This is a genomic window from Marinovum sp. PR37, from assembly GCF_028807375.1.
In the GTDB taxonomy this organism is placed as follows: Bacteria; Pseudomonadota; Alphaproteobacteria; order Rhodobacterales; family Rhodobacteraceae; genus Marinovum; species Marinovum algicola.
Genome location: NZ_JARAML010000024.1, coordinates 50,880 through 70,821, shown reverse-complemented (window position 1 = coordinate 70,821; position 19,942 = coordinate 50,880). Strand labels below are relative to the sequence as shown.

Annotated in this window: 22 protein-coding genes; 13 read left to right on the top strand and 9 right to left on the bottom strand. The window is 65.9% G+C overall.

Annotated features, from left to right (window positions below):
- The first annotated feature begins 52 nt into the window (after positions 1 to 52).
- The 3 genes from PVW49_RS18110 (at position 53) to PVW49_RS18100 (ending at position 2,322) form a co-directional block, all read left to right on the top strand.
- The gene (locus PVW49_RS18110; protein WP_158499019.1) at positions 53 to 205 is read left to right on the top strand and encodes a hypothetical protein; all 153 of its coding nucleotides are present in this window, start codon (positions 53 to 55) and stop codon (positions 203 to 205) included.
- Positions 206 to 294: 89 nt separating this feature from the next.
- Entirely contained in the window at positions 295 to 1,377 is a 1,083-nt protein-coding gene (locus PVW49_RS18105; protein ID WP_274591224.1) for a flagellar motor switch protein FliG, read from the top strand.
- 57 nt (positions 1,378 to 1,434) lie between these two features.
- Positions 1,435 to 2,322 (top strand): DMT family transporter, encoded by an 888-nt coding sequence (locus PVW49_RS18100; RefSeq protein ID WP_211568848.1) that lies wholly within the window; start codon positions 1,435 to 1,437, stop codon positions 2,320 to 2,322.
- Here PVW49_RS18100 and PVW49_RS18095 read toward each other — a convergent pair whose 3' ends face one another.
- The gene (locus PVW49_RS18095) at positions 2,323 to 3,042 is read right to left on the bottom strand and encodes a DUF1223 domain-containing protein (protein WP_053083342.1); all 720 of its coding nucleotides are present in this window, start codon (positions 3,040 to 3,042) and stop codon (positions 2,323 to 2,325) included. It abuts the gene before it with no gap.
- Positions 3,043 to 3,264: 222 nt separating this feature from the next.
- Between PVW49_RS18095 and acnA the strand changes: the two genes are divergently transcribed.
- Positions 3,265 to 6,039, top strand: coding sequence for an aconitate hydratase AcnA (gene acnA / locus PVW49_RS18090; protein ID WP_274591223.1), 2,775 nt, complete (start codon positions 3,265 to 3,267; stop codon positions 6,037 to 6,039).
- Positions 6,040 to 6,121: 82 nt separating this feature from the next.
- On the opposite strand, the gene PVW49_RS18085 is transcribed toward acnA, so the two are convergent.
- A complete protein-coding gene (locus PVW49_RS18085; RefSeq protein WP_139211199.1) occupies positions 6,122 to 7,129 on the bottom strand; it encodes a hypothetical protein in 1,008 nt (335 codons plus the stop codon).
- 246 nt (positions 7,130 to 7,375) lie between these two features.
- Here PVW49_RS18085 and PVW49_RS18080 point away from each other — a divergent pair, with 246 nt between their 5' ends.
- Both PVW49_RS18080 and PVW49_RS18075 read left to right on the top strand, forming a co-directional pair.
- Positions 7,376 to 8,275 (top strand): Hint domain-containing protein, encoded by a 900-nt coding sequence (locus PVW49_RS18080; protein WP_274591222.1) that lies wholly within the window; start codon positions 7,376 to 7,378, stop codon positions 8,273 to 8,275.
- 268 nt (positions 8,276 to 8,543) lie between these two features.
- A complete protein-coding gene (locus tag PVW49_RS18075) occupies positions 8,544 to 8,666 on the top strand; it encodes a hypothetical protein (RefSeq protein ID WP_274563004.1) in 123 nt (40 codons plus the stop codon).
- Here the strand turns inward: PVW49_RS18075 and ccmD are convergent.
- The 5 genes from ccmD to PVW49_RS18050 all read right to left on the bottom strand — a co-directional run bounded on the left by ccmD (position 8,651) and on the right by PVW49_RS18050 (position 11,347).
- Complete coding sequence (ccmD, locus tag PVW49_RS18070) at positions 8,651 to 8,815, bottom strand: heme exporter protein CcmD (RefSeq protein WP_074835069.1); 165 nt, start codon at positions 8,813 to 8,815, stop codon at positions 8,651 to 8,653. The genes PVW49_RS18075 and ccmD overlap by 16 nt on opposite strands.
- The gene (locus PVW49_RS18065; RefSeq protein ID WP_048531048.1) at positions 8,812 to 9,543 is read right to left on the bottom strand and encodes a heme ABC transporter permease; all 732 of its coding nucleotides are present in this window, start codon (positions 9,541 to 9,543) and stop codon (positions 8,812 to 8,814) included. Before PVW49_RS18065 ends, ccmD begins: the two co-directional genes overlap by 4 nt.
- 115 nt (positions 9,544 to 9,658) lie before the next feature.
- The gene (gene ccmB, locus PVW49_RS18060; protein ID WP_048531046.1) at positions 9,659 to 10,315 is read right to left on the bottom strand and encodes a heme exporter protein CcmB; all 657 of its coding nucleotides are present in this window, start codon (positions 10,313 to 10,315) and stop codon (positions 9,659 to 9,661) included.
- On the bottom strand, positions 10,312 to 10,926 hold the full coding sequence (gene ccmA / locus PVW49_RS18055; protein ID WP_274591221.1) for a heme ABC exporter ATP-binding protein CcmA: 615 nt from the start codon (positions 10,924 to 10,926) through the stop codon (positions 10,312 to 10,314). The genes ccmB and ccmA overlap by 4 nt, the downstream gene beginning before the upstream one ends.
- Positions 10,927 to 10,981: 55 nt before the next feature.
- Entirely contained in the window at positions 10,982 to 11,347 is a 366-nt protein-coding gene (locus tag PVW49_RS18050; RefSeq protein WP_274563003.1) for an Mth938-like domain-containing protein, read from the bottom strand.
- On the opposite strand from PVW49_RS18050, the gene PVW49_RS18045 reads away from it, so the two are divergent.
- The 7 genes from PVW49_RS18045 to PVW49_RS18015 all read left to right on the top strand — a co-directional run bounded on the left by PVW49_RS18045 (position 11,252) and on the right by PVW49_RS18015 (position 17,775).
- Positions 11,252 to 11,839, top strand: coding sequence for a M24 family metallopeptidase (locus tag PVW49_RS18045; protein WP_338020397.1), 588 nt, complete (start codon positions 11,252 to 11,254; stop codon positions 11,837 to 11,839). The genes PVW49_RS18050 and PVW49_RS18045 overlap by 96 nt on opposite strands.
- 136 nt (positions 11,840 to 11,975) lie before the next feature.
- Complete coding sequence (gene yajC, locus PVW49_RS18040; protein ID WP_048531042.1) at positions 11,976 to 12,266, top strand: preprotein translocase subunit YajC; 291 nt, start codon at positions 11,976 to 11,978, stop codon at positions 12,264 to 12,266.
- A gap of 21 nt (positions 12,267 to 12,287) precedes the next feature.
- Positions 12,288 to 13,949, top strand: a complete 1,662-nt coding sequence (secD, locus tag PVW49_RS18035) for a protein translocase subunit SecD (protein ID WP_074835070.1) — start codon at positions 12,288 to 12,290, stop codon at positions 13,947 to 13,949.
- Positions 13,950 to 13,953: 4 nt separating this feature from the next.
- The gene (gene secF, locus PVW49_RS18030; protein ID WP_074835072.1) at positions 13,954 to 14,922 is read left to right on the top strand and encodes a protein translocase subunit SecF; all 969 of its coding nucleotides are present in this window, start codon (positions 13,954 to 13,956) and stop codon (positions 14,920 to 14,922) included.
- On the top strand, positions 14,915 to 15,667 hold the full coding sequence (locus PVW49_RS18025; protein ID WP_048531037.1) for a sulfite exporter TauE/SafE family protein: 753 nt from the start codon (positions 14,915 to 14,917) through the stop codon (positions 15,665 to 15,667). Before secF ends, PVW49_RS18025 begins: the two co-directional genes overlap by 8 nt.
- Positions 15,668 to 15,740: 73 nt before the next feature.
- Complete coding sequence (gene serS, locus PVW49_RS18020) at positions 15,741 to 17,033, top strand: serine--tRNA ligase (RefSeq protein ID WP_074835074.1); 1,293 nt, start codon at positions 15,741 to 15,743, stop codon at positions 17,031 to 17,033.
- Between the two features lie 28 nt (positions 17,034 to 17,061).
- The gene (locus PVW49_RS18015; RefSeq protein ID WP_074835075.1) at positions 17,062 to 17,775 is read left to right on the top strand and encodes a hypothetical protein; all 714 of its coding nucleotides are present in this window, start codon (positions 17,062 to 17,064) and stop codon (positions 17,773 to 17,775) included.
- A gap of 124 nt (positions 17,776 to 17,899) precedes the next feature.
- Here the strand turns inward: PVW49_RS18015 and PVW49_RS18010 are convergent, their stop codons facing one another.
- On the bottom strand, positions 17,900 to 18,136 hold the full coding sequence (locus tag PVW49_RS18010) for a hypothetical protein (RefSeq protein WP_048531031.1): 237 nt from the start codon (positions 18,134 to 18,136) through the stop codon (positions 17,900 to 17,902).
- A 313-nt stretch (positions 18,137 to 18,449) separates the two neighbouring features.
- Positions 18,450 to 19,913, bottom strand: a complete 1,464-nt coding sequence (gene der / locus PVW49_RS18005; protein WP_274591219.1) for a ribosome biogenesis GTPase Der — start codon at positions 19,911 to 19,913, stop codon at positions 18,450 to 18,452.
- Positions 19,914 to 19,942: the final 29 nt, after the last annotated feature.

Below are 19,942 nucleotides of genomic sequence, written 5' to 3'. Positions count from 1 at the left end.
TACCCTTGGGGAACGGCGGAGCCCGCTCCGCCCGCACCCAGGGAGAGTTTCGATGTTCAAATCCGTAATCTGTGCCGTGTTTCTGACCGCGCTTCCGGTGATCGGCTATGCCAGTTGCTTTGGTGGCCATCAGGCGATGTCCTGCGCCGAAGGCACCGTCTGGGATCAGGCAGCCGGCGCCTGCGTCGAACGGACGACAAGCTGACAGCAAGCCGCGCCGCCATCGGTGCGGCTTCAGCATTTCTTCACCCTTCTCCGGCTATCTGAACCCCAGATTCTGCCGGAGACCCAGGGATGAGCGAACTCGCCACCACGAACAATCTGCCATCGGTCCGCGGCGCCCCGGTCGGGGCCAATGCCGGTCGCTCGCGCGCCACCAGCCTGTCGCGCAAGCAGAAGGCCGCGATCATTGTGCGACTGCTGGTCAACGAGGGCACCGAGGTGCCGCTGTCCGAACTGCCCGAAGGCTTGCAGGAAGATCTGACCCAGCAGATGGGCGCCATGCGCTATGTCGACCGGGCGACCCTGGCCGATGTGGTCAGCGAATTCGCCGACGAGCTGGAATCGATCGGCCTGCATTTCGCCGGCGGCATCGCCGGGGCGCTGTCGGCGCTCGACGGCAAGATCTCGCCTCAGACCGCCGCCCGCCTGCGCAAAGAGGCCGGGGTGCGCCAGACCGGCGATCCCTGGATGCGCATCCGCGCCCTGCCCGCGCCGCGCCTGCTCGACTTCATCACCAGCGAAAGCACCGAGGTCGCGGCGATCCTGCTGTCGAAGCTCGACACCGCAATGGCGGCGGACATCCTGTCGCAGATGCCGGGGCCAGAGGCGCGGCGGATCACCTATGCGGTCTCGCGCACCGCCAATGTGACGCCCGAGGCGGTGGACCGGATCGGGCTTTCGCTGGCCAGCCAGCTCGACCGTGATCCGGTGTGCGCCTTCAAGGCGGCGCCGGTGGCCCGGGTCGGCGCCATCCTCAACTCCTCGCCCGCCGCCACCCGCGACGCCCTGCTCAGCGGGCTCGAGGAACAGGACGAGACTTTCGCCGGGCAGGTGCGCAAGGCGATCTTTACCTTCGAGAACATCGGCGACCGGGTCCGGCCCGGCGATGTCCCCGCCATCATGCGTGAGGTCGATGCCGAGACCCTGGCCGCCGCGCTGGCCGCCGCCAGCGCCGGCGGGCTCGAGAAGATCGTCGAATTCCTGCTCGGCAACATGTCGAAACGCATGGCCGAAAGCCTGCGCGACGAAATGAACGAGGTGGGCGATCAGAAACCCAAGGCGGCGGAGGCGGCGATGAATGCGGTGGTGGCCGTGATCCGGCGGCAGGCCGATGCCGGCACCATCACCCTGATCACCGACGAGGAAGAGGCCTGATACCAAACGGCGTCGGCGCCGATGGACACCCCGGGAAAAGCGCCGTAAGCCTGACGCATGGCTTTCGCACAGATCCCCCGTCCCCGCACGGACGCCGCGCGCGGCATCCTCTTGATGATCGGCACCATGCTGCTGTTTTCCATCCTGGATGCCTGCGCCAAGGAGCTGACCACCCGGGTCGGCGTGCCGACCACGCTCTGGGCGCGTTATGCCGGGCAGACGATGATCGTCTTTCTTCTGGTCCTGCCCCGGCTGGGCGCGACGCTGCGCACCCGGTATCCCCTGCTCCAGCTTTTGCGCTCGATCTGCCTCTTTGCCGCCACATTCTGCTTTTTCAACGGCCTGGCCCGTATCGGCCTGGCCGAAAACACCGCGATCATGGATCTGAACCCGGTGCTGATTACCCTGGGCGGCGCGCTGTTTCTGGGCGAAAAGATCGGGCTGCGCCGCGCCCTGGGCATCGGCGCCGCGTTGATCGGCGCGCTGATCATCATCCGCCCCGGCACCGATGTCTTCAGCCCGGCCGCGATCTTTCCGCTGGGCGCGGCGCTGTTCTTCTCGGCCTATGCCCTGCTCACCCGGTTTGTCGGCCGCGACGAGGATGCCTGGACCTCGCTGCTGTATACCGCGGCCTTCGGCGGCGTGGTGATGACGGGTCTGCTGCCGGTTGTCGGCGAAATGCCCAGCGACGCCACGTCCTTCGGGCTGATCGCGGTGATCGGCGGGATTGCCGCCGCCGGCCAGCTTCTGCTGATCCGCGCGCTTCAGATCGCCGAGGCCGGAACCCTGGCGCCTTTCACCTATTGCGGTCTGCTATTTGCCACCCTCTGGGGCGCGCTGATCTTTGGCGAATATCCGGACAGGGCCACCATCCTGGGCGCCTCGATCATCGTAGTGTCGGGAATTTACGTCTGGTATCGCGAGACCCACGCCAAACCGGCGTGATCACGGCAGGTTGCGGGCCGCCAGCATCGGGCCGTAACCCGCCTTTTGCACCAGGATCGCGGCAGAGCTCACCTCGGGAAGCTCGGTGCGGAATTCGGCGCTGCCGTCCCAGACACCCAGTTCCTGCCAGCTCTCGACGATATTGGCATAGCTGATCGTGCGCCCGGCATTCTCGCCCCGGGTGATCTCGACCGTCGCCTCAGGATCGTAATCCACCAGCATCACCTGGATCTCGCCGCTCACCTCACCGGTGGCGCGCAGGGTCAGAATGGTCTTGCCCCCCGCCGTCTCGAGCTCGAGCGCCACAGGCCGCGACCGCGCCTCGTGCAACGCGATCAGATCGCTCACATCCATCGGATGATTGCCGACCACGTGATCGACGCCGTTGATGATCATCTGCGGCGTATAAATCATCCGCCGCCCCGCCGCCTTGGCATAGCCCTTCTGGCGCCGAGTGTGCCCGGGCAGGGCAAAGCGGTCTTTCCAGCCGATGTAATCCCAGTAATCCACATGCAGCGCCAGCGCGATGACATCGTCGCGCGCCGCGAGTTTATGCAGCAGTTCATCCGCGGGCGGACAGGCGGAACATCCCTGCGACGTGAATAGCTCGACCACCACCGGCGTTCCCGGTTCGGCCTCGGACTGCGCCCGCGCCTGTCCCGTGCTCAGAACCCCTGCCACCCCAAAGGCCGCAGCGCCAAGGATCAAGTTCAACCGCATTCAATTTCCCCGTTTCGTCGCATATGTCTACCTAAAGGCAGGCAGTTGAAATAACCAATCAAGGTTTTGCGATATCTCCGCGATGGTCAGGGCCGCGCCCCGTGTCGAAATAGTTGCATACAATCGCATACAAAGTGCCGCACCCCCCTTGATTGCACACCCCCGACAGGTCTATTGCACACACAGCGAAACCCCTTGGCATCATCGGAAGGGAGCCATTCCATGCCCATTACAGTCGGTCATGACAGCTCGAAGACCCGCAAGTCGATCTCGGCGGGCGGCAAGAGCCTGTCCTTTTATTCCATCCCCGCCGCGCAGGAGGCCGGGCTTGGTGATTTCTCCAAGCTGCCCGCCGCGCTGAAAGTGGTGCTGGAGAACATGCTCCGCTTCGAGGACGGCAAGACCGTCACCACCGACGACATCAAGGCCTTTGGCGACTGGGCCAAGGACGGCGGCAAGGGCACCCGCGAGCTGGCCTATCGCCCGGCCCGCGTGCTGATGCAGGATTTCACCGGCGTTCCCGCCGTGGTCGACCTCGCCGCCATGCGTGACGGCATCGTGGCCCTGGGCGGCGACCCGGAAAAGATCAACCCGCTGAACCCGGTCGATCTGGTCATCGACCACTCGGTGATGATCGACGAATTCGGCAACCCGCGCGCCTTCCAGATGAACGTCGACCGAGAGTATGAGCGCAACATGGAGCGCTATACCTTCCTGAAATGGGGCCAGTCGGCGTTCAACAACTTCCGCGTCGTGCCGCCGGGCACCGGCATCTGCCACCAGGTGAACCTGGAATACCTGTCGCAGACCATCTGGACCGATGTTGACCAGAACGGCGAGGAAGTGGCCTATCCCGACACGCTGGTGGGCACCGACAGCCACACCACCATGGTCAACGGCGCCGCCGTCCTGGGCTGGGGCGTGGGCGGGATCGAGGCCGAGGCCGCGATGCTGGGCCAGCCGATCTCGATGCTGATCCCCGAGGTCGTGGGCTTCAAGCTGACCGGCGCCATGGTCGAAGGCACCACCGGCACCGACCTCGTTCTGAAGGTTGTGGAAATGCTGCGCGCCAAGGGTGTTGTCGGCAAGTTCGTCGAATTCTACGGCGACGGCCTCGACAAGCTGCCGCTGGCCGACCGGGCGACCATCGCCAACATGGCGCCGGAATATGGCGCCACCTGCGGCTTCTTCCCGATCGACAACGAGACCCTGCGCTACCTGACCAACACCGGCCGCGACGAGGCCCGCGTGGCGCTTGTCGAAGCCTATGCCAAGGAAAACGGCATGTGGCGCGACGAGAGTTACGACCCGGTCTACACCGACACGCTCGAGCTTGACATGGGCACCATCGTGCCGGCGATCTCGGGCCCGAAACGGCCGCAGGACTACATTGCGCTCGATTCCGCTTCGACCGAATTTGCCAAATACATCAAGGGCCTGCGCGACGCAAAAGACACCACCCCGACGTCCGAAGTGCGCTGGGAAGGCGAAGGCGGCGCGCCCGAGCCGCAGGACATCCCCGGCGACGAAGGCCATCACAACAAAGGCTGGTACAAGACCGACGACGGCGCCTATCAGCTGCATGACGGCTCGATCGTGATCGCCTCGATCACCTCCTGCACCAACACCTCGAACCCCTATGTGATGATCGGCGCCGGTCTCGTCGCCCGCAAGGCGCGCGAGCTGGGCCTGACCCGCAAGCCCTGGGTCAAGACCTCGCTGGCACCGGGCTCGCAGGTGGTGTCGCACTACCTCGAAGCCGCCGGCCTGCAAGACGACCTCGACGCCATCGGCTTCAACCTCGTGGGCTATGGCTGCACCACCTGCATCGGCAACTCCGGCCCGCTGGAAGCGCCGATTTCCAAGGCGGTCAACGATTACGACCTGGTGGCGACCTCGGTGCTCTCGGGCAACCGTAACTTCGAAGGTCGGATTTCGCCGGACGTCCGCGCCAACTACCTGGCTTCGCCGCCGCTGGTGGTGGCCTATGCGCTGGTGGGTGACATGAATATCGACATCACCTCCGATCCGTTCGGCCAGGACAAGGACGGCAACGACGTCTATCTCAAGGACATCTGGCCCTCGGCCAAGGAAGTTTCCGATCTGGTGGAACAGACCGTGACCCGCGAGGCCTTCCAGTCGAAATACGCCGATGTCTTCAAGGGCGACGAGAAATGGCAGGGCGTGGAAACCACCGACGCCAAGACCTACGACTGGCCCGCCGCCTCGACCTATGTCCAGAACCCGCCTTACTTCCAGGGCATCACCATGGACACCAAGCAGATCGAGAACATCGAAGGCGCCAAGGTTCTGGCGCTGCTCGGCGACATGATCACCACCGACCACATCTCGCCGGCCGGGTCGTTCAAGGACACCACCCCCGCCGGTCAGTACCTGATCGAACGTCAGGTGCCGGTGCGTGAGTTCAACTCCTACGGCTCGCGTCGAGGCAACCACGAAGTCATGATGCGCGGCACATTCGCCAACATCCGCATCAAGAACGAGATGCTGGACGGCGTCGAAGGCGGCTATACCAAGGGCCCCGACGGCGAACAGACCTCGATCTTTGACGCGGCAATGGCGCATCAGGAGGCGGGCACACCGCTGGTGATCTTCGGTGGCGAGCAATATGGCGCCGGGTCGTCGCGCGACTGGGCTGCAAAGGGCACCGCGCTGCTGGGGGTGAAGGCCGTGATCGCCGAGAGCTTCGAGCGTATCCACCGCTCCAACCTCGTCGGCATGGGCGTCATCCCCTTCGAGTTCACCGATGGCGATACCCGCAAGACGCTGGGTCTGACCGGTGATGAAGAGGTCGCGATCCACGGGCTCGACGATGTGACGCCGGGCAAGATGGTGCCCTGCACCATCACGTTCGCCGATGGCAGCAGCAAGGAGATCACCCTGAAGTGCCGCATCGATACCGCGGTCGAGATCGAGTACATCGAAAACGGCGGCGTGCTGCATTACGTGCTGCGCAACCTGGCAAAATCGGCCTGAGACAGGCTTTCAGACGCAATCGGAACGGGCGCCAATCGGCGCCCGTTTCTGTTTCTTCGCCGCCTGTCCCGGGCCGCCGCGCCTATTGGCGCAAGGCCAGATCCGTGGCGCGCCCGGCCCAGATCTCGTCGATCACCCCGTCGAGCGCGCGCCGCACCTCGACCGGGCCGCCGCCCTCTGCCAGCGTCCTGTGCAGCACGCGGCACTGCCGGAAGATCGCGTTCAGCCCGGTGCCCAGCCGCGGCGGCCATTGCGCGCGGGCATCGCCCAAGGCGATCCAGTTCACCATATCGCGCTCTGGCAGGCGCAGGCGGCGGTACTGCGGCGCGATGGTCGAGGTGCGGCGCACCAGCCGCGCCCCCGACGGCACCAGCGCGGCGATCCGTTCCGGAAAAACCTGCGCGATGTCGCTCACCGCGGTGATCGGCCGTGCCCCACCGCGCCCGCGCGACGCCGTGATCCGCAGGCGATGGCCGCGAATTTCGCCATAGAGCGCGCCGCAGGGGCCATCGAGTGCCGGACCGGACCATTGCACGCCCGGCCGCGCTTCGAGCAGCGCCAGCTCCAGCGTCTGGTAGAGCTTTACCCTGCCGGTGTCCTCGTATCCGATCTTCAGGCCCAGCCGGGCCAGCATCGGCAGCGTTGCCCGATGCGCCCCGGTGGCGTCGATCACCAGATCGAAGCACCCCTGCCCCTGCCGGCTGCCGGCGCAGAGCCGCGCGCCTTCGCGGCCGGTGATCTGCACGTCCCGCCAGGTCTCGAACGGGCGCCGGCCGATACAGATGTCCAGGGCCGCATCGACCGCCGCGCGGGACAGGCGCGGCGCGGTATACTCCGCGCAATCCGGGCCGGAAAAGCTGCGCCAGCGGCACTGCGGCTCCGTCCGCGCCGCGATCTCCTGCGCCAGGGACCGGTCCAGCACCGCTGCGGCCGGTCCCATCGTCGTCGCCAGGATATGCGAATGCCGCGCGGTGGGCGGTGGCCCGAGGCCCGGACGCGGCAAGGCCCGCACCACCCGCAGGCCAAGCCCCGAAAGCGCGATCGCCGCCAGCCGCGCGGCCGGCCCGTCGCCAAAAATCAAAACGTCCAACACGCGCTCCATCGGGCCTTCCGCGCCGCCGACACCGCGACGCGGCAACTTGCGGCAAGTATCCGCGCGCCATCGCTCCGCCGCAAGGCGGAACCGGAGGCCGCCGAAACCAGACCTTGTCTGATGACCGAAGCCGCGCTAGCCTGATGGTCTTTATCGCCTGTGCCGGCCGGAATATTTTTTTCCGGTCAACGGCTTTACGGGCAGCAATTGCGACAGATTCCATAGTCTCCGAGGGATATTAACATGGCTCAAGAAACCTTTGCCTTCTTTTACGAAGTCCAGGGCATGGCCCCGGGTGCCACCCATGGACCGGCCCAGAGCATATCCACCACCCTGGTCGAGCTTGCGTCGGACACCGGCGGCATCGATGGCAGCACCTCTCCGGGGGACGAGATCGACTGGTCGTCCTCGGGCTTTACCGGGCCGTTCACCTACATCGCCCTGACCCAGAACAACGAACCGATTGTCGAGGATTTCGATTCCGGCGTGCGTTTCGTCCTGTCGAACGACGGCACGCGAGAGTCAGATCCGGTCACCCCGAACTCGGCACCCTACACCTATTGCTTTGCCGCCGGCACGCTGATCGCTACACCGTCCGGCGCGCGACCGGTGGAAAATCTGAGCATCGGCGACGCGGTTCTCACGGCGGACGGCAAGACCGTCGCGGTCAAATGGCTCGGGCGCCAGACGCTCCGCAAGTTTCTCAACGGCACCCGCATCCAGCCCGTGCGCATCCAGGCCGGTGCCCTGGGCGACGGCCTGCCGCACCGCGATCTGACGGTCACCGGCGAGCATGGCCTGGTGTTCGAGGGGCTGGTGATCAATGCCGCGGCGCTGGTCAACGGCACCACGATCAACTGGGTGCCGCTGGCCGAGCTGGACGACAGCGTCACCTATTACCACGTCGAGACCGAGAACCACGATGTCATCCTCGCCGAAGGGGCCGCGGCCGAAACCTTCATCGACTACCTCGACCGGTGCGGCTTCGACAATTACCAGGAATACCTGGACCTATATGGCGCCGAACGGGTGATCCACGAGATGCCCCTGCCGCGGATCAGCGCCGGGCGACTGGTGCCCGGGGCGATCAAGGCGCTGCTTGGCAGCCGGGCGCCAGCGCGGCCCAACAGCCTGGCCGGATGATCGCCCCCTCTTCGCTGCCCCGTTGCGCGGCCGGCCCAGCGGGCCGCCAGGCAGGAGGGCCGCCCGTCGGGAAGTGCCCTCCGGCCGTCACACGAAATGCGCGCGGCGGCGGCATTTGACGGTTTTCCGCAAGTCCTGCCGGAAATTTGCGCACCCGCCCGCCCATCGCGCATTCGTGAGGCGACAGGTCGGGCTTTCCCCGTTTATCTGCCCTCAGCCCACGTAGAATTGGGCGCAAGAGGCAAAACATGGAAGTCACAAGATGAGAATGGTTTTGGTAGCAGTACAGGCGGCAATCCTTTTGATGCTCGCCGTGATCGGGGCGCAGGGCGATGACAGCCAGCGCGCCTCCTGCCCGGTCAATCAGCCCGGCGCCTATTGCGAGCGCTGAGCTTTCAACCGGTCCTCGATATCCTTGAGCTGGGCGCGGATGTTCCGTGCCCGCCAGACACTGGCCCCCACGATCAGCGCCAGCAGCACAAAGCTGACCCCGTAAGCCGAGAGCACGGCGCCCGCATATTTGCCAAGTTCAGGGATCATTGCATCCGCTCCCGTGCCAGCAGAGCGCGCATCCGGCGCGCGCGGATTTCCGTCTGGGTGCGGATCAGCACCAGCAACAGGAACAGCAGCACAAAGCCTGCCATCGCCACCAGCGCCGGCCACCAGAAGACATCGGCGACGTTTTCCTCGGCATCCAGCGACATCGACGCGCCCTGGTGCAGTCCCTGGTTCCAGAAATTCACCGCATAGCGCGACAGCACCGCAAAGACCGACCCCACGAGGCAGAGCACCGAGGTCAGATCGGCGGCGGTGTCATCGTTCTCGATTGCCGCCCAGAGCGCGATATAGCCGAGGTAGAACAGGAACAGGATCAGGAACGAGGTCAGCCGCGGATCCCAGGCCCACCAGGTGCCCCACATCGGCTGGCCCCAGATCGCCCCGGTCAGCAGCGCAATCAGCGTCATCACCATACCCACCGGCGCCGCCGCCCGGGCCGCCAGAGCGCTGACGTGATGCCTGCGGATGATCCAGATCAGCGAGGCCACCAGCATCATGAACCAGGCATTGATCGCCATCAGCGCCGCCGGCACATGCAGGTAGAAAATCTTGACGGTCGAGCCCTGGCGGTAGTCATCCGGGGTGAAGAAGAACCCCCAGATCAGCCCGATGGCCAGCGTGCCCAGCGACAGCACCCAGAGCGCCGGGATCACCCGGTCGCTGGTGTCGATGAATTTTTTCGGGTTCGCATATTCCCAGATCGAGGTCATGACGCATACCTATTCGTGAATGTGTGTGGGCGCCAGTGACAATTTCGTAGCCCCCCGCCCCGACGAGCGCCGATTGCCGCCCCTGCCCAAGCGCGGGAGTTCACCCCAAGGCATCTCACCGCAAGTTCACCCGCAGCACCGCCGCCGAGGCAAAGGGCAAGAGTGCAATCACCGCCAGCGAGATCCCCGCCAGCATCATCAAGGGGGTCTCGACGCCCATGCCCTCGGCCCCCCGCCGCGCCACCTCGGCGCCAAAGATCAGTGTCGGCACATAGAGCGGCAGCACCAGGAGCGACAGCAGCAGCCCGCCGCGCTTCAGCCCCACGGTTAGCGCCGCGCCGAAGGTGCCGATCACCGACAGCGCCGGCGTGCCCAGAAGCAGCGACAGGGTGAGCCAGAAAAACCCGGGCGCTGCCAGGTTCAGCAACACGCCAAAGACCGGCGCGGCGATCACCAGCGGCAGACCCGTGGTCAGCCAGTGCGCCAGGGCCTTGACCGAGACGATGCCCTCCATCGGCAGCGGCGCCGTGGCCAGCAGGTCGAGCGAGCCATCCTCCCAGTCGAGCGCGAGAATGCGATCGAGTGACAACAGGCAGGCCAGAAGCGCGCCGAGCCAGAGGATGCCCGGCGCGATCCGGCCCAGAAGCTCCGATTGCGGCCCGACCGCGAAGGGCACCAGAGTGACCACGATCAGGAAAAAGGCCAGGCCCAGGCCAAAGCCGCCCCCCGCCCGCACCGCCAGCGCCAGGTCGCGTTTCAGGAGTGGGATCACAAAAAGACCTCGTCGAAATCGTCATGTGTCTGCGGCCGGGCGCGAAACTGGCTGACATCCAGCGCATCGCCGTCGAGCCCCAGATCGATATGGGTGGCGATCAGCGCCGCGCCACCGGCGGCCAGATGCGCCCGCACCGCCGCGGCAAAAAGGCCCACGGCGTCGCGGTCGAGCGACACCGTGGGCTCGTCGAGCACCCAGACCGGACGGCCGGTCACCATCAGACGGGCCAGCCCCAGCCGCCGCTTCTGTCCGGCCGAAAGCTGCCCCGCTGCGCGGGTCTGCAAGGCGTCGAGCTCATAGGCAGAGAGCGCCGGTGCGATCTCGTCCCGGCCAAAGACCCGCGCCCAGAAGGTCAGGTTCTCGGCCACCGTCAGGGTCGATTTCAGCCCGTCGGCATGGGCGGCATAGGCCACGCGGTCCTCGGCGCCAGTCAGCGTGCCCTTGAGCGGCGGTTGCAGCCCGGCGACGGTCCGCAGCAGCGTCGTCTTGCCGATGCCATTGGGGCCGCGCAACACCAGCGCGCGCTCGGGCGGCAGGTCAAAGCTCACCTCTTCGAGCACGGGAATGCCGCCACGGGTGACGGTCAGCGTATCGGCCTGCAAGATCATGGCGCGAGACTTGCCGAAAAGATCGGCCGCCAGCAAGCGCAGAGGCGCGCCGGCGTCACTCTGCCGCTGCCACCAGCAAGGCGGCCAAGGCCACACGCCGGCCTTCAGACAGCAAAACGTTGTAGGTGCGGCAGGCGGCGGGCGAGGCCATGCTCTCGACGCCCATGCCGGCCGCTTCGAGTTGCTGGCGCAAGTCGGCCGGCAGATGCGCGATTGCGGCGCCGGTGCCGATGAAGAGCACGTCGGTCTGCCCGGCCAGGGCCAGCAGCGGCGCGGCATCGTCGAACCCCTGCCAGAGGCGGGTGCCGGAGGCGGCAGTGATCACATGGCCCCGATGGACCTTGCCGCCGATGCGGAAGAAGCCGGGGCCATAGCCATCGACGGGTTCGGCGTCGGTGTAGGAGATCTCGTTCAGTCGCATGGGCAAGAGATAGCGGTATCGGCAGGCAAAGAAAAGATCCGCGGAAAATTCCGCAGGGCCCGAGCGGCAGGGGGACGCGGCAGGTTTGCGGGACAACGCCGCGCCGCGCTGATAGGGTGGCGGCGCGCCATGCAACGGGGCATCGCGCAGGTCGGCCTTGACAAGCCCCTCTCAGGCATCGGCGCGGCGATTGGCCGGTTTGCCGCCGCCAAGGGCTATACGCTGATCCGCAATCTCGCCAGGCACGGGGTCGGGCGGGCTCTGCACGAATATCCCGAGGAAATCGCCACCTGGCCGAACCGCGACCGGCGCCGCATGCATCACGGCCAGGTGCTGACGGTGGAGCCGTTCCTGTCGCGGGGCGGGCATATGGCCACCGAGGGTCACGATGGCTGGACGCTGTTCAGCCAGCCCCGTGCCGCAACCGTGCAATACGAGCACACGGTCGTGGCCAGCCGCGGCGCGCCGGTCATCGTCACGCGGCCTGGCTGAGCGGAGCCCCGGACCGGCGGCAAATCCGCGACTTTCTCCCGCCGCTTCGCTTGCAAACCGCCCCTGCCGCGCATAGGTTCCGGCAAAATTCGGCGGGGGCTCTCCCTGTCGCCCCTCATCTTGAAAGGACGCCTCCATGGAAGGCAATGCGATCGCGCAATTCATCCCGCTGATCCTGATCTTTGCGATCATGTATTTCCTGCTCATCCGCCCGCAGCAGAAAAAGATGAAGCAGCATCAGAACATGGTCAGCGCCCTGCGCCGCGGCGACCAGGTGGTCACCCAGGGCGGGCTGATCGGCAAGGTGACCAAGGTCAAGGATGACGGCAACGAAATCGAGGTCGAAATCGCCGATGGCGTCAAGGTGCGCGTGGTTCAGAACACCATCGCCCAGGTGCTCAACAAGACCGAGCCTGCCAATTCCTGACCTCTGAAAGGGGAGCGGCGAATGCTTCAAATCGATCTTTGGAAACGGGTGCTCATCTGGGCGCTCTGTGCGGCGGGGCTTTTCATGGCCCTGCCGAATGCGTTTTACAGCCGGGTGGAAGGCGTCAATGACGCCCGCGCCGCCATCGAGCTTCAGGGCGCAACCGCCGAACTGACCGACCAGGCCGCAGGCTGGCCGTCGTTCCTGCCGGCCTCGCTGGTCAACCTCGGGCTCGACCTGCGCGGTGGCGCCCATCTGCTGGCCGAAGTGCGCGTCGACGAGGTCTACGAGGCCCGGATCACCGCGCTCTGGCCCGAGGTGCGCGACACCCTGCGGCCGCTGCGCAGCGAGGTCGGCACCATCCGCCGTCAGAACGCGCCGGCCGACGAGCTGCACGTCAAGATCGGCAACCCCGCTGGTATGCAGGCGGCCATGGCCGCCGTGCGGGCACTGGCGCAGCCCGTGGTCTCGCTGACCGCGGCCGGCGAACAGGATTTGACGGTGCGCGGCCAGGACGACGTGCTGATCGTGAGCCTCTCGGACGCCGAAAAGCTCGCCACCGACGAGCGCACGGTGCAGCAATCGCTGGAAATCATCCGCCGCCGGATCGACGAGGTCGGCACCCGCGAACCCACCATCCAGCGCCAGGGCAGCGACCGCATCCTGATCCAGGTGCCGGGCCTCGGCTCGGCGCAGGAGCTCAAGGACATCATCGGCACCACCGCTCAGCTGACCTTTCAGCCGGTCATCAGCCGCACCACCGATGGCAGCACCGACGCCGGCATCGGCGAGGAAGTTCTGCCGTCGCTGGATGAAAGCGGCGTGTTTTATGTGCTCGAGGAAAACCCGGTGGTCACCGGCGAAGAGCTGACCGATGCCCAGCCGTCCTTCGATCAGAACGGCCGCCCGGCCGTCAACTTCCGCTTCAACCCGTCGGGCGCGCGCAAGTTCGGCGATTACACCGCCGAGAACATCGGCAATCCCTTTGCCATCGTGCTCGATGACGAGGTGATCAGCGCCCCGGTGATCCAGAGCCACATTCCCGGCGGCTCGGGCATCATCACCGGCAATTTCACCGTCGAGGAATCGACCAACCTCGCCGTGCTGTTGCGCGCCGGCGCCCTGCCTGCCGGGCTCGACTTCCTCGAGGAACGGACCATCGGGCCGGAACTGGGGGCCGACAGCATCGAGGCCGGCAAGATCGCCACAATCGTGGCCTTTGCCGCCGTCCTGGTCTTCATGGCGCTGAGCTATGGTCTCTTCGGCATTTTCGCCAATGTCGCGCTGATCCTGAACATCGCGCTGATCTTTGGCCTGCTCAGCCTGATCGGAGCCACGCTGACCCTGCCGGGCATTGCCGGCATCGTGCTGACGGTGGGCATGGCGGTGGACGCCAACGTGCTGATCTTCGAACGCATCCGCGAAGAGCTCAAGACCGCGCGTGGCCCGGCCCGGGCGATCGAGCTGGGCTATGAAAAGGCACTCTCGGCGATTGTCGACGCCAATATCACCACCTTCATCACCGCCGTGATCCTGTTTGCCGTGGGCTCCGGCCCGGTGCGGGGCTTTTCCATCACGCTGGGTCTGGGTATTCTCACCTCGGTCTTCACCGCGATCTTCGTGACGCGGCTGATCATCGTGATGTGGTTCGAACGCCGCCGCCCCAAAACCATCGAGGTATAGGCCCATGCGTCTGAAACTAGTTCCGCAAGAGACCAACTGGGATTTCTTTTCCCGTCCCAAGCTCTGGCTTGGCATCTCTGTCGTGCTGATCGTGCTGGCCTTTGTCTCCTTCGGCCTGCGCGGGCTGAACTATGGCATCGATTTTCGTGGCGGCACGACGATCCGCACCGAAAGCGCCCAGCCGGTGGATGTCGGCGCCTATCGCGATGCGCTGACGCCGCTCGAGCTGGGGGATGTGGTGATCTCGGAGGTCTTCGATCCGACCTTCGATGCCGATCAGAATGTCGCCATGGTCCGCATCCAGGCGCAGGAAGGCCAGGAAAGCGTGACCGCCGAGGTCGTGGCCCAGGTCGAAGCCGCGCTTCAGTCCGTGGCATCCGACATCCGCTTCGTCTCGGTGGAATCGGTCGGGCCCAAGGTCTCGGGCGAGCTGATCCAGACGGCGGCGATTGCCGTGGTGCTCGCCATCGCGGCGGTGCTGGTCTACATCTGGCTGCGCTTCGAGTGGCAGTTCGCGCTTGGCGCGGTGGCGGCGCTGGTGCATGACGTGATCCTGACGATCGGGGTGTTTTCCGAGCTTCAGATCAAGTTCGACCTCGCCATCATCGCCGCCCTGCTCACTATCGTCGGCTATTCGCTGAACGATACCGTGGTGGTCTTTGACCGGGTGCGCGAGAACCTGATGAAGTTCAAGAAACGTCCGCTGCGGGAGGTGCTGAACCTCTCGATCAACGAGACCCTGAGCCGGACCTTCATGACCTCGCTGACCACGCTGCTTGCGCTGATCGCGCTCTTCGTGCTGGGCGGCGACGTGATCCGGGGCTTTGTCTTTGCGATGATCTGGGGCGTCGTGGTCGGCACCTATTCCTCGATCTTCGTCGCCTCGACCGTGCTGCTGATGCTGGGCGTCAAGCGCGACTGGAGCAAATCGCAGGACACCACCGGCAACCAGTTCGGCAACGTGGATGCCTGACTGGCTCGCTCCGGTGCTTGCCGTGCCGGGGCTGGGCTGGATGGTCTTTACCATCGCGGCCGCGGGCGTCGTCCGCGGCTTTACCGGCTTCGGAACAGCGCTGATCTTCGTGCCGGTGGCCGGGCAATTCCTGCCGCCGGCCGATGTCATCCTGCTCATCACCCTCACCGGCGTCGGCTCGACCGTGGCACTGCTGCCGCGCGCCTGGAAGGATGCCGACAAGGCCGAGGTCGGACTGATGGCGCTCTGTGCCGTGCTGACGGTGCCGCTGGGCGTACAGGCGATGCAGGCGCTGCCCGAGACCTCGATCCGCTGGGTGGTCACCGCGATCTCGGGCGGCACGCTGTTGGCCTTGATGACCGGCTGGCGCTTTCGCGGCACGCTGGGGCGCGTCGGGCTGGGGATGATCGGGCTGGCGGCCGGGCTGATCGGCGGCATGACCGGGCTCACCGGTCCGGTGGTGATCCTCTTTTACCTCGCCGGGCTCAAGGCCGCGCGGGTGGTGCGGGCCAATACCATCCTCTATCTGGCGCTGCTCGACGTGGTGGTTTTTGCCAACCTGATCCTCGCCGGCCTGTCGAACCCGGCGATGATCGCCGTGGCCGTGGCGCTGGGGGTGCCCTACGTGGCGACCGCGCTGATCGGCCAGCGATTGTTCGACCCGGCCTATGAAACGGCCTATCGCCGGATCGCCTATGTGGTGATCGCGCTGGCCGTGGTCTCGGGCGCGCCGCTGCTGGACTGAGGCGGCCCCTACCGCTTTGCGCTCAGGTGTTGCATAACCTCGGCGCGACTCACACCAAACAGAGGACGAAGAGATGCACGACATCCGCGCCATCCGCGAAAATCCGGCTGCTTTTGATGCCGCCATGGCCCGCCGTGGAGTGGAAAACGCCTCGTCGTCCCTGCTCGAGATCGACGAGGCGCGCCGCGCCGCCATCCATGCGGCAGAGACCGCGCAGGCCGATCAGAAGGCCGCCGCCAAGCAGGTGGGCGCCGCCAAGGCCAAGGGCGACGAGGCCGAATTCGAACGGCTGCGCGCGCTGGTCGGCGAAAAGAAGGCCGAGGTCTCCGACATGCAGGCCCGCGCCAAGGAGCTGGACCAGCAGCTCACCGACGCGCTGATGTCGATCCCCAACCTGCCGTATGACGATGTGCCCGAGGGCGCCGACGAGGACGACAACGTCGAAATCCGCCGCTGGGGCACGCCGCGCAGCTTCGATTTCACCCCGAAGGAGCATTACGACCTCGCGGGCGTCGCCGACGGCATGGATTTCGAGACCGCCGCCAAACTGTCAGGCAGCCGCTTCGTGGTGCTTTCGGGGGCGGTCGCCCGCATCCACCGGGCGCTGGCGCAGTTCATGGTCGACACCCATGTCGAGGAAAACGGCCTGACCGAAACCTGGACACCGGTGCTGGTCAAGGAAGAGATGATGTATGGCACCGGCCAGCTGCCCAAGTTCGGCGAAGACAGCTATCAGACCACCAATGGCTGGTGGCTGGTGCCGACCTCGGAAGTGACCCTGACCAATATCGTCAACGGCATGACGGTGGCCGAAAGCTACCTGCCCCGCCGCTATGTGGCGCATTCGCAGTGCTTCCGCTCCGAGGCGGGCAGCGCCGGGCGTGACACCGCCGGAATGCTGCGCCAGCATCAGTTCGAAAAGGTCGAAATGGTTTCGGTCACCCACCCCGAGAAGAGCCGCGACGAGCTCGACCGGATGACCGGCTGCGCCCAGGGCATTCTCGAGCGGCTGGGCCTGCCCTATCGCACCGTGGTGCTCTGCACCGGCGACATGGGCTTTGGCGCGCGGCGGACCCATGACATCGAGGTCTGGCTGCCCGGTCAGGACAGCTATCGCGAGATCAGCTCTGTCTCGGTCTGCGGCGATTTCCAGGCGCGGCGGATGAACGCCCGGATGAAGCCGGCGGACGGCGGCAAGCCCGAGTTCCTGCACACGCTCAACGGCTCGGGGCTTGCGGTGGGCCGGACGCTGATCGCGGTGCTCGAGAATGGCCAGCAGGCCGACGGCTCGGTGACGTTACCGGAGGTGCTGCACCCCTACCTTCGTGGCAAGACGACACTTTCTGCCGACGGCGCACTGGTCTGATCAAAAGCCTGACTTAAATGGTTAGGGCATGACACGTGCCCTTGCCATCTTGCTGTTTGCCGCCGCCATCGCCTTTGCGCTTGGTCCGTTCGCCGCGCCCGGCTTCAACGGTTTTGACGCCGGCCAATTCCCCGTTCCGCAGGAAAATCCGCCGGCCCAGCCGGCGGGCTACGCCTTTGCGATCTGGGGGCCGATCTATGTCTGGCTCATCCTCGGCGCCGGGTTTCAGCTTCTCAGGCGCCACGATGCACCGGATTGGGCACCGATGCGCCTGCCGCTCATCGTCTCGCTGGTGGTCGGCGCGCCCTGGCTCGCGGTGGCGCAGGTCAGCCCGCTCTGGGCAACCCTGCTGATCTGGGTGATGTGGGGCGGCGCGGTGCTGGCGCTGCTGCGTGCGCCAGTCCGGGACGGCGCGTTCGGGCATTGGCCGGTGGGGCTCTATGCCGGGTGGCTGACAGCGGCCTCCTGCGTCTCTCTGGCGCTGCTGCTGGCGGGCTACGGCGTCACCGATGCGCTGCTGGCGGCGCTGCTGACGCTCCCTCTGGCGGTGGTGCTGGCCGGAGGCGTGATCCTGCACCGGCCGGATGCGCCGGGCTTTCCGATCGCGGTGATCTGGGCGTTGATCGGCGTGCTGGTGGCCAATTGGCAGGATGGGCCGGTCGCGGTTCTGGTGGTGGTCATCATCGGGGCTCTCGCCCTTGCCGGTCTGGCGGTGCTGCGCCGGGCGCAGCCGACGGGGTAACATGGGGCGACGCCCTTCATGACGAAGGCGCCGCCCCCCGGTTTCGGTCAGGACCCGAGGGCCCGACCTGCGCCCGCCGTCATCGACGGCCGGCACAGGCCCCCACCCGAAACCGGTGTCCGGGTCATTCCGTGAGCAGCCCGGCCTCGAGCGCCACCGACAACTCATCTTCGCTGACATCACCGCTCTGATCGACGTCGATCTGGGCGAACACCTCGACCGTCATCTCGGGATAGGCGGCCTGCAACTCCTGCATCGAGAAGCTGCCATCCGCGTCGGTGTCTTCGACCGTCACCTGGGCCAGCGCAGGGCTTGCTGCGGCGAGGACAAAGGCTGCGAGAGTGAGGGATTTGGTGGTCATAATGGTACTCCTGTGGTTTCACTAACAGACAGCGATCTGCGCTGTCCCGGTCAATCTGGCTACCTTCACTTTGACCCACAACCCTCTGTTTACCCAAGAAAATCGGAAAACTCTCGACTGGCAAAGCCTTGCCATACGGTGGCAAGTTTCGGCCGAAAATCTGCGCGAAAAATCGCCTTTGGGTTGCGATACACCGGGCCGGCGGCAAGCCTCCGCCACCCAAATCGGCCGGTCCCCGCGCAAAAAGAGACCGCCGGAACCGAGGCGCGGTTCCGGCGGGTTTCAGCCGTCAAAATCGAGGTGTCGAAAGCCGCTACCGGTCGTCGGCCCGGCCCTTGCCAAGGTGCTTGCGCAGCTTCGAGGGGCCGGGTTTCTTGCGGCCCTTGTAGGGATTCTTGTCGCCCTGCCCGCGCAGCGTCAGCCGGATCGGCGTGCCGGGCATGTCGAATGTCTCGCGCAACCCGTTGACCAGATAGCGGGTGTAGCTTTCCGGCATCTTGTCGGGGTGCGAGCACATCACCACGAAGCCCGGCGGCCGAGTCTTGGCCTGAGTCATATATTTCAGCTTGATCCGGCGGCCCTGAGGTGCCGGCGGCGGATGCGCGGCGACCATGCCTTCGAGCCAGCGGTTGAGCTGGGCGGTGGTGACGCGGCGGTTCCAGATGTCATGCGCCCGGGCAATCGCGGCGTGCAGCCGGTCGAGCCCCTTGCCGGTCTTGGCCGAAACCGTGATCAGAGGCGCGCCCTTGAGCTGCGGCAGCAGCCGGGTGAAGGCCTCCTTGAGATCGCGCAGCTTCTGCTGCTTCTCCGGCTCCACATCCCACTTGTTGACCGCGACCACAACGGCCCGGCCCTCGCGTTCGGCCAGATCGGCAATCCGCAGGTCCTGCTGTTCGAACGGGATGGCGGCGTCGAGCAGAACCACCACCACCTCGGCGAATTTGACCGCGCGCAGCCCGTCCGAGACCGAGAGTTTCTCGAGCTTTTCCTGCACCCGCGCCTTCTTGCGCATGCCGGCGGTGTCGAAAATCCGGCAGGGCGTGCCGTTCCAGTCGATCTGAAGCGAAATGGCGTCGCGGGTGATCCCGGCTTCGGGGCCGGTCAGCAGGCGATCTTCGCCGAGAATCTGGTTGATCAGCGTCGATTTGCCCGCATTCGGCCGGCCGACCACCGCGATCTGCAAGGGTTTGCTTTTGGTCGGCGCATGGTCCGGCGCCGCCTCGGCGTCGACATCCACCGCCACATCGGTGTCTGGCGCATCCTCGACCTGTGTCAGCGCCAGCTCTTCCGTGATCGGCAGCAGCGCGGTGTAGAGATCATTGAGCCCTTCGCCATGTTCGGCAGACAGCCGGATCGGCTCGCCCAGCCCGAGGTTCCAGGCCTCGATCACTCCGGCATCGGCGGCGGCACCCTCGCCCTTGTTGGCGGCGACAAGTATGTGCTTGGCGCGCTTGCGCAGGATCTCGGCGAACATCTCGTCCACCGGTGTCAGCCCGGTCCGGGCGTCGATCATAAACAGGCAGACATCGGCCATGTCGACGGCACGCTCGGTCAGCCGCCGCATCCGGCCCTGAAGGCTGTCGTCGGTGGCATCCTCGAGCCCGGCGGTGTCGATCACGGTAAACCGCAGGTCGGCCAGCCGCGCCTCGCCTTCGCGCAGATCGCGGGTCACGCCCGGCTGGTCGTCGACAAGCGCCAGGCGCTTGCCCACAAGGCGGTTGAACAGCGTGGATTTGCCCACATTGGGGCGGCCCACGATGGCGAGGGTAAAGGACATTTGTCTACACGGCTCCGGAACGTATCAGA

Bases quoted from the DNA above. Each gene is read 5' to 3' on its own strand.
- PVW49_RS18025 (WP_048531037.1), top strand. From the start codon at position 14,915: ATGCCTGACTGGCTCGCTCCGGTGCTTGCCGTGCCGGGGCTGGGCTGG.
- PVW49_RS18080 (WP_274591222.1), top strand. From the start codon at position 7,376: ATGGCTCAAGAAACCTTTGCCTTCTTTTACGAAGTCCAGGGCATGGCC.
- PVW49_RS18050 (WP_274563003.1), bottom strand. From the start codon at position 11,347: ATGCGACTGAACGAGATCTCCTACACCGACGCCGAACCCGTCGATGGC.
- PVW49_RS18065 (WP_048531048.1), bottom strand. From the start codon at position 9,543: ATGACCTCGATCTGGGAATATGCGAACCCGAAAAAATTCATCGACACC.
- PVW49_RS18110 (WP_158499019.1), top strand. From the start codon at position 53: ATGTTCAAATCCGTAATCTGTGCCGTGTTTCTGACCGCGCTTCCGGTG.
- acnA (WP_274591223.1), top strand. From the start codon at position 3,265: ATGCCCATTACAGTCGGTCATGACAGCTCGAAGACCCGCAAGTCGATC.
- PVW49_RS18075 (WP_274563004.1), top strand. From the start codon at position 8,544: ATGGTTTTGGTAGCAGTACAGGCGGCAATCCTTTTGATGCTCGCCGTG.
- PVW49_RS18010 (WP_048531031.1), bottom strand. From the start codon at position 18,136: ATGACCACCAAATCCCTCACTCTCGCAGCCTTTGTCCTCGCCGCAGCA.
- PVW49_RS18095 (WP_053083342.1), bottom strand. From the start codon at position 3,042: ATGCGGTTGAACTTGATCCTTGGCGCTGCGGCCTTTGGGGTGGCAGGG.
- PVW49_RS18015 (WP_074835075.1), top strand. From the start codon at position 17,062: ATGACACGTGCCCTTGCCATCTTGCTGTTTGCCGCCGCCATCGCCTTT.
- ccmA (WP_274591221.1), bottom strand. From the start codon at position 10,926: ATGATCTTGCAGGCCGATACGCTGACCGTCACCCGTGGCGGCATTCCC.
- PVW49_RS18045 (WP_338020397.1), top strand. From the start codon at position 11,252: ATGGCCCCGATGGACCTTGCCGCCGATGCGGAAGAAGCCGGGGCCATA.
- PVW49_RS18100 (WP_211568848.1), top strand. From the start codon at position 1,435: ATGGCTTTCGCACAGATCCCCCGTCCCCGCACGGACGCCGCGCGCGGC.
- secD (WP_074835070.1), top strand. From the start codon at position 12,288: ATGCTTCAAATCGATCTTTGGAAACGGGTGCTCATCTGGGCGCTCTGT.
- PVW49_RS18105 (WP_274591224.1), top strand. From the start codon at position 295: ATGAGCGAACTCGCCACCACGAACAATCTGCCATCGGTCCGCGGCGCC.
- yajC (WP_048531042.1), top strand. From the start codon at position 11,976: ATGGAAGGCAATGCGATCGCGCAATTCATCCCGCTGATCCTGATCTTT.
- der (WP_274591219.1), bottom strand. From the start codon at position 19,913: ATGTCCTTTACCCTCGCCATCGTGGGCCGCCCCAATGTGGGCAAATCC.
- serS (WP_074835074.1), top strand. From the start codon at position 15,741: ATGCACGACATCCGCGCCATCCGCGAAAATCCGGCTGCTTTTGATGCC.
- secF (WP_074835072.1), top strand. From the start codon at position 13,954: ATGCGTCTGAAACTAGTTCCGCAAGAGACCAACTGGGATTTCTTTTCC.
- ccmD (WP_074835069.1), bottom strand. From the start codon at position 8,815: ATGATCCCTGAACTTGGCAAATATGCGGGCGCCGTGCTCTCGGCTTAC.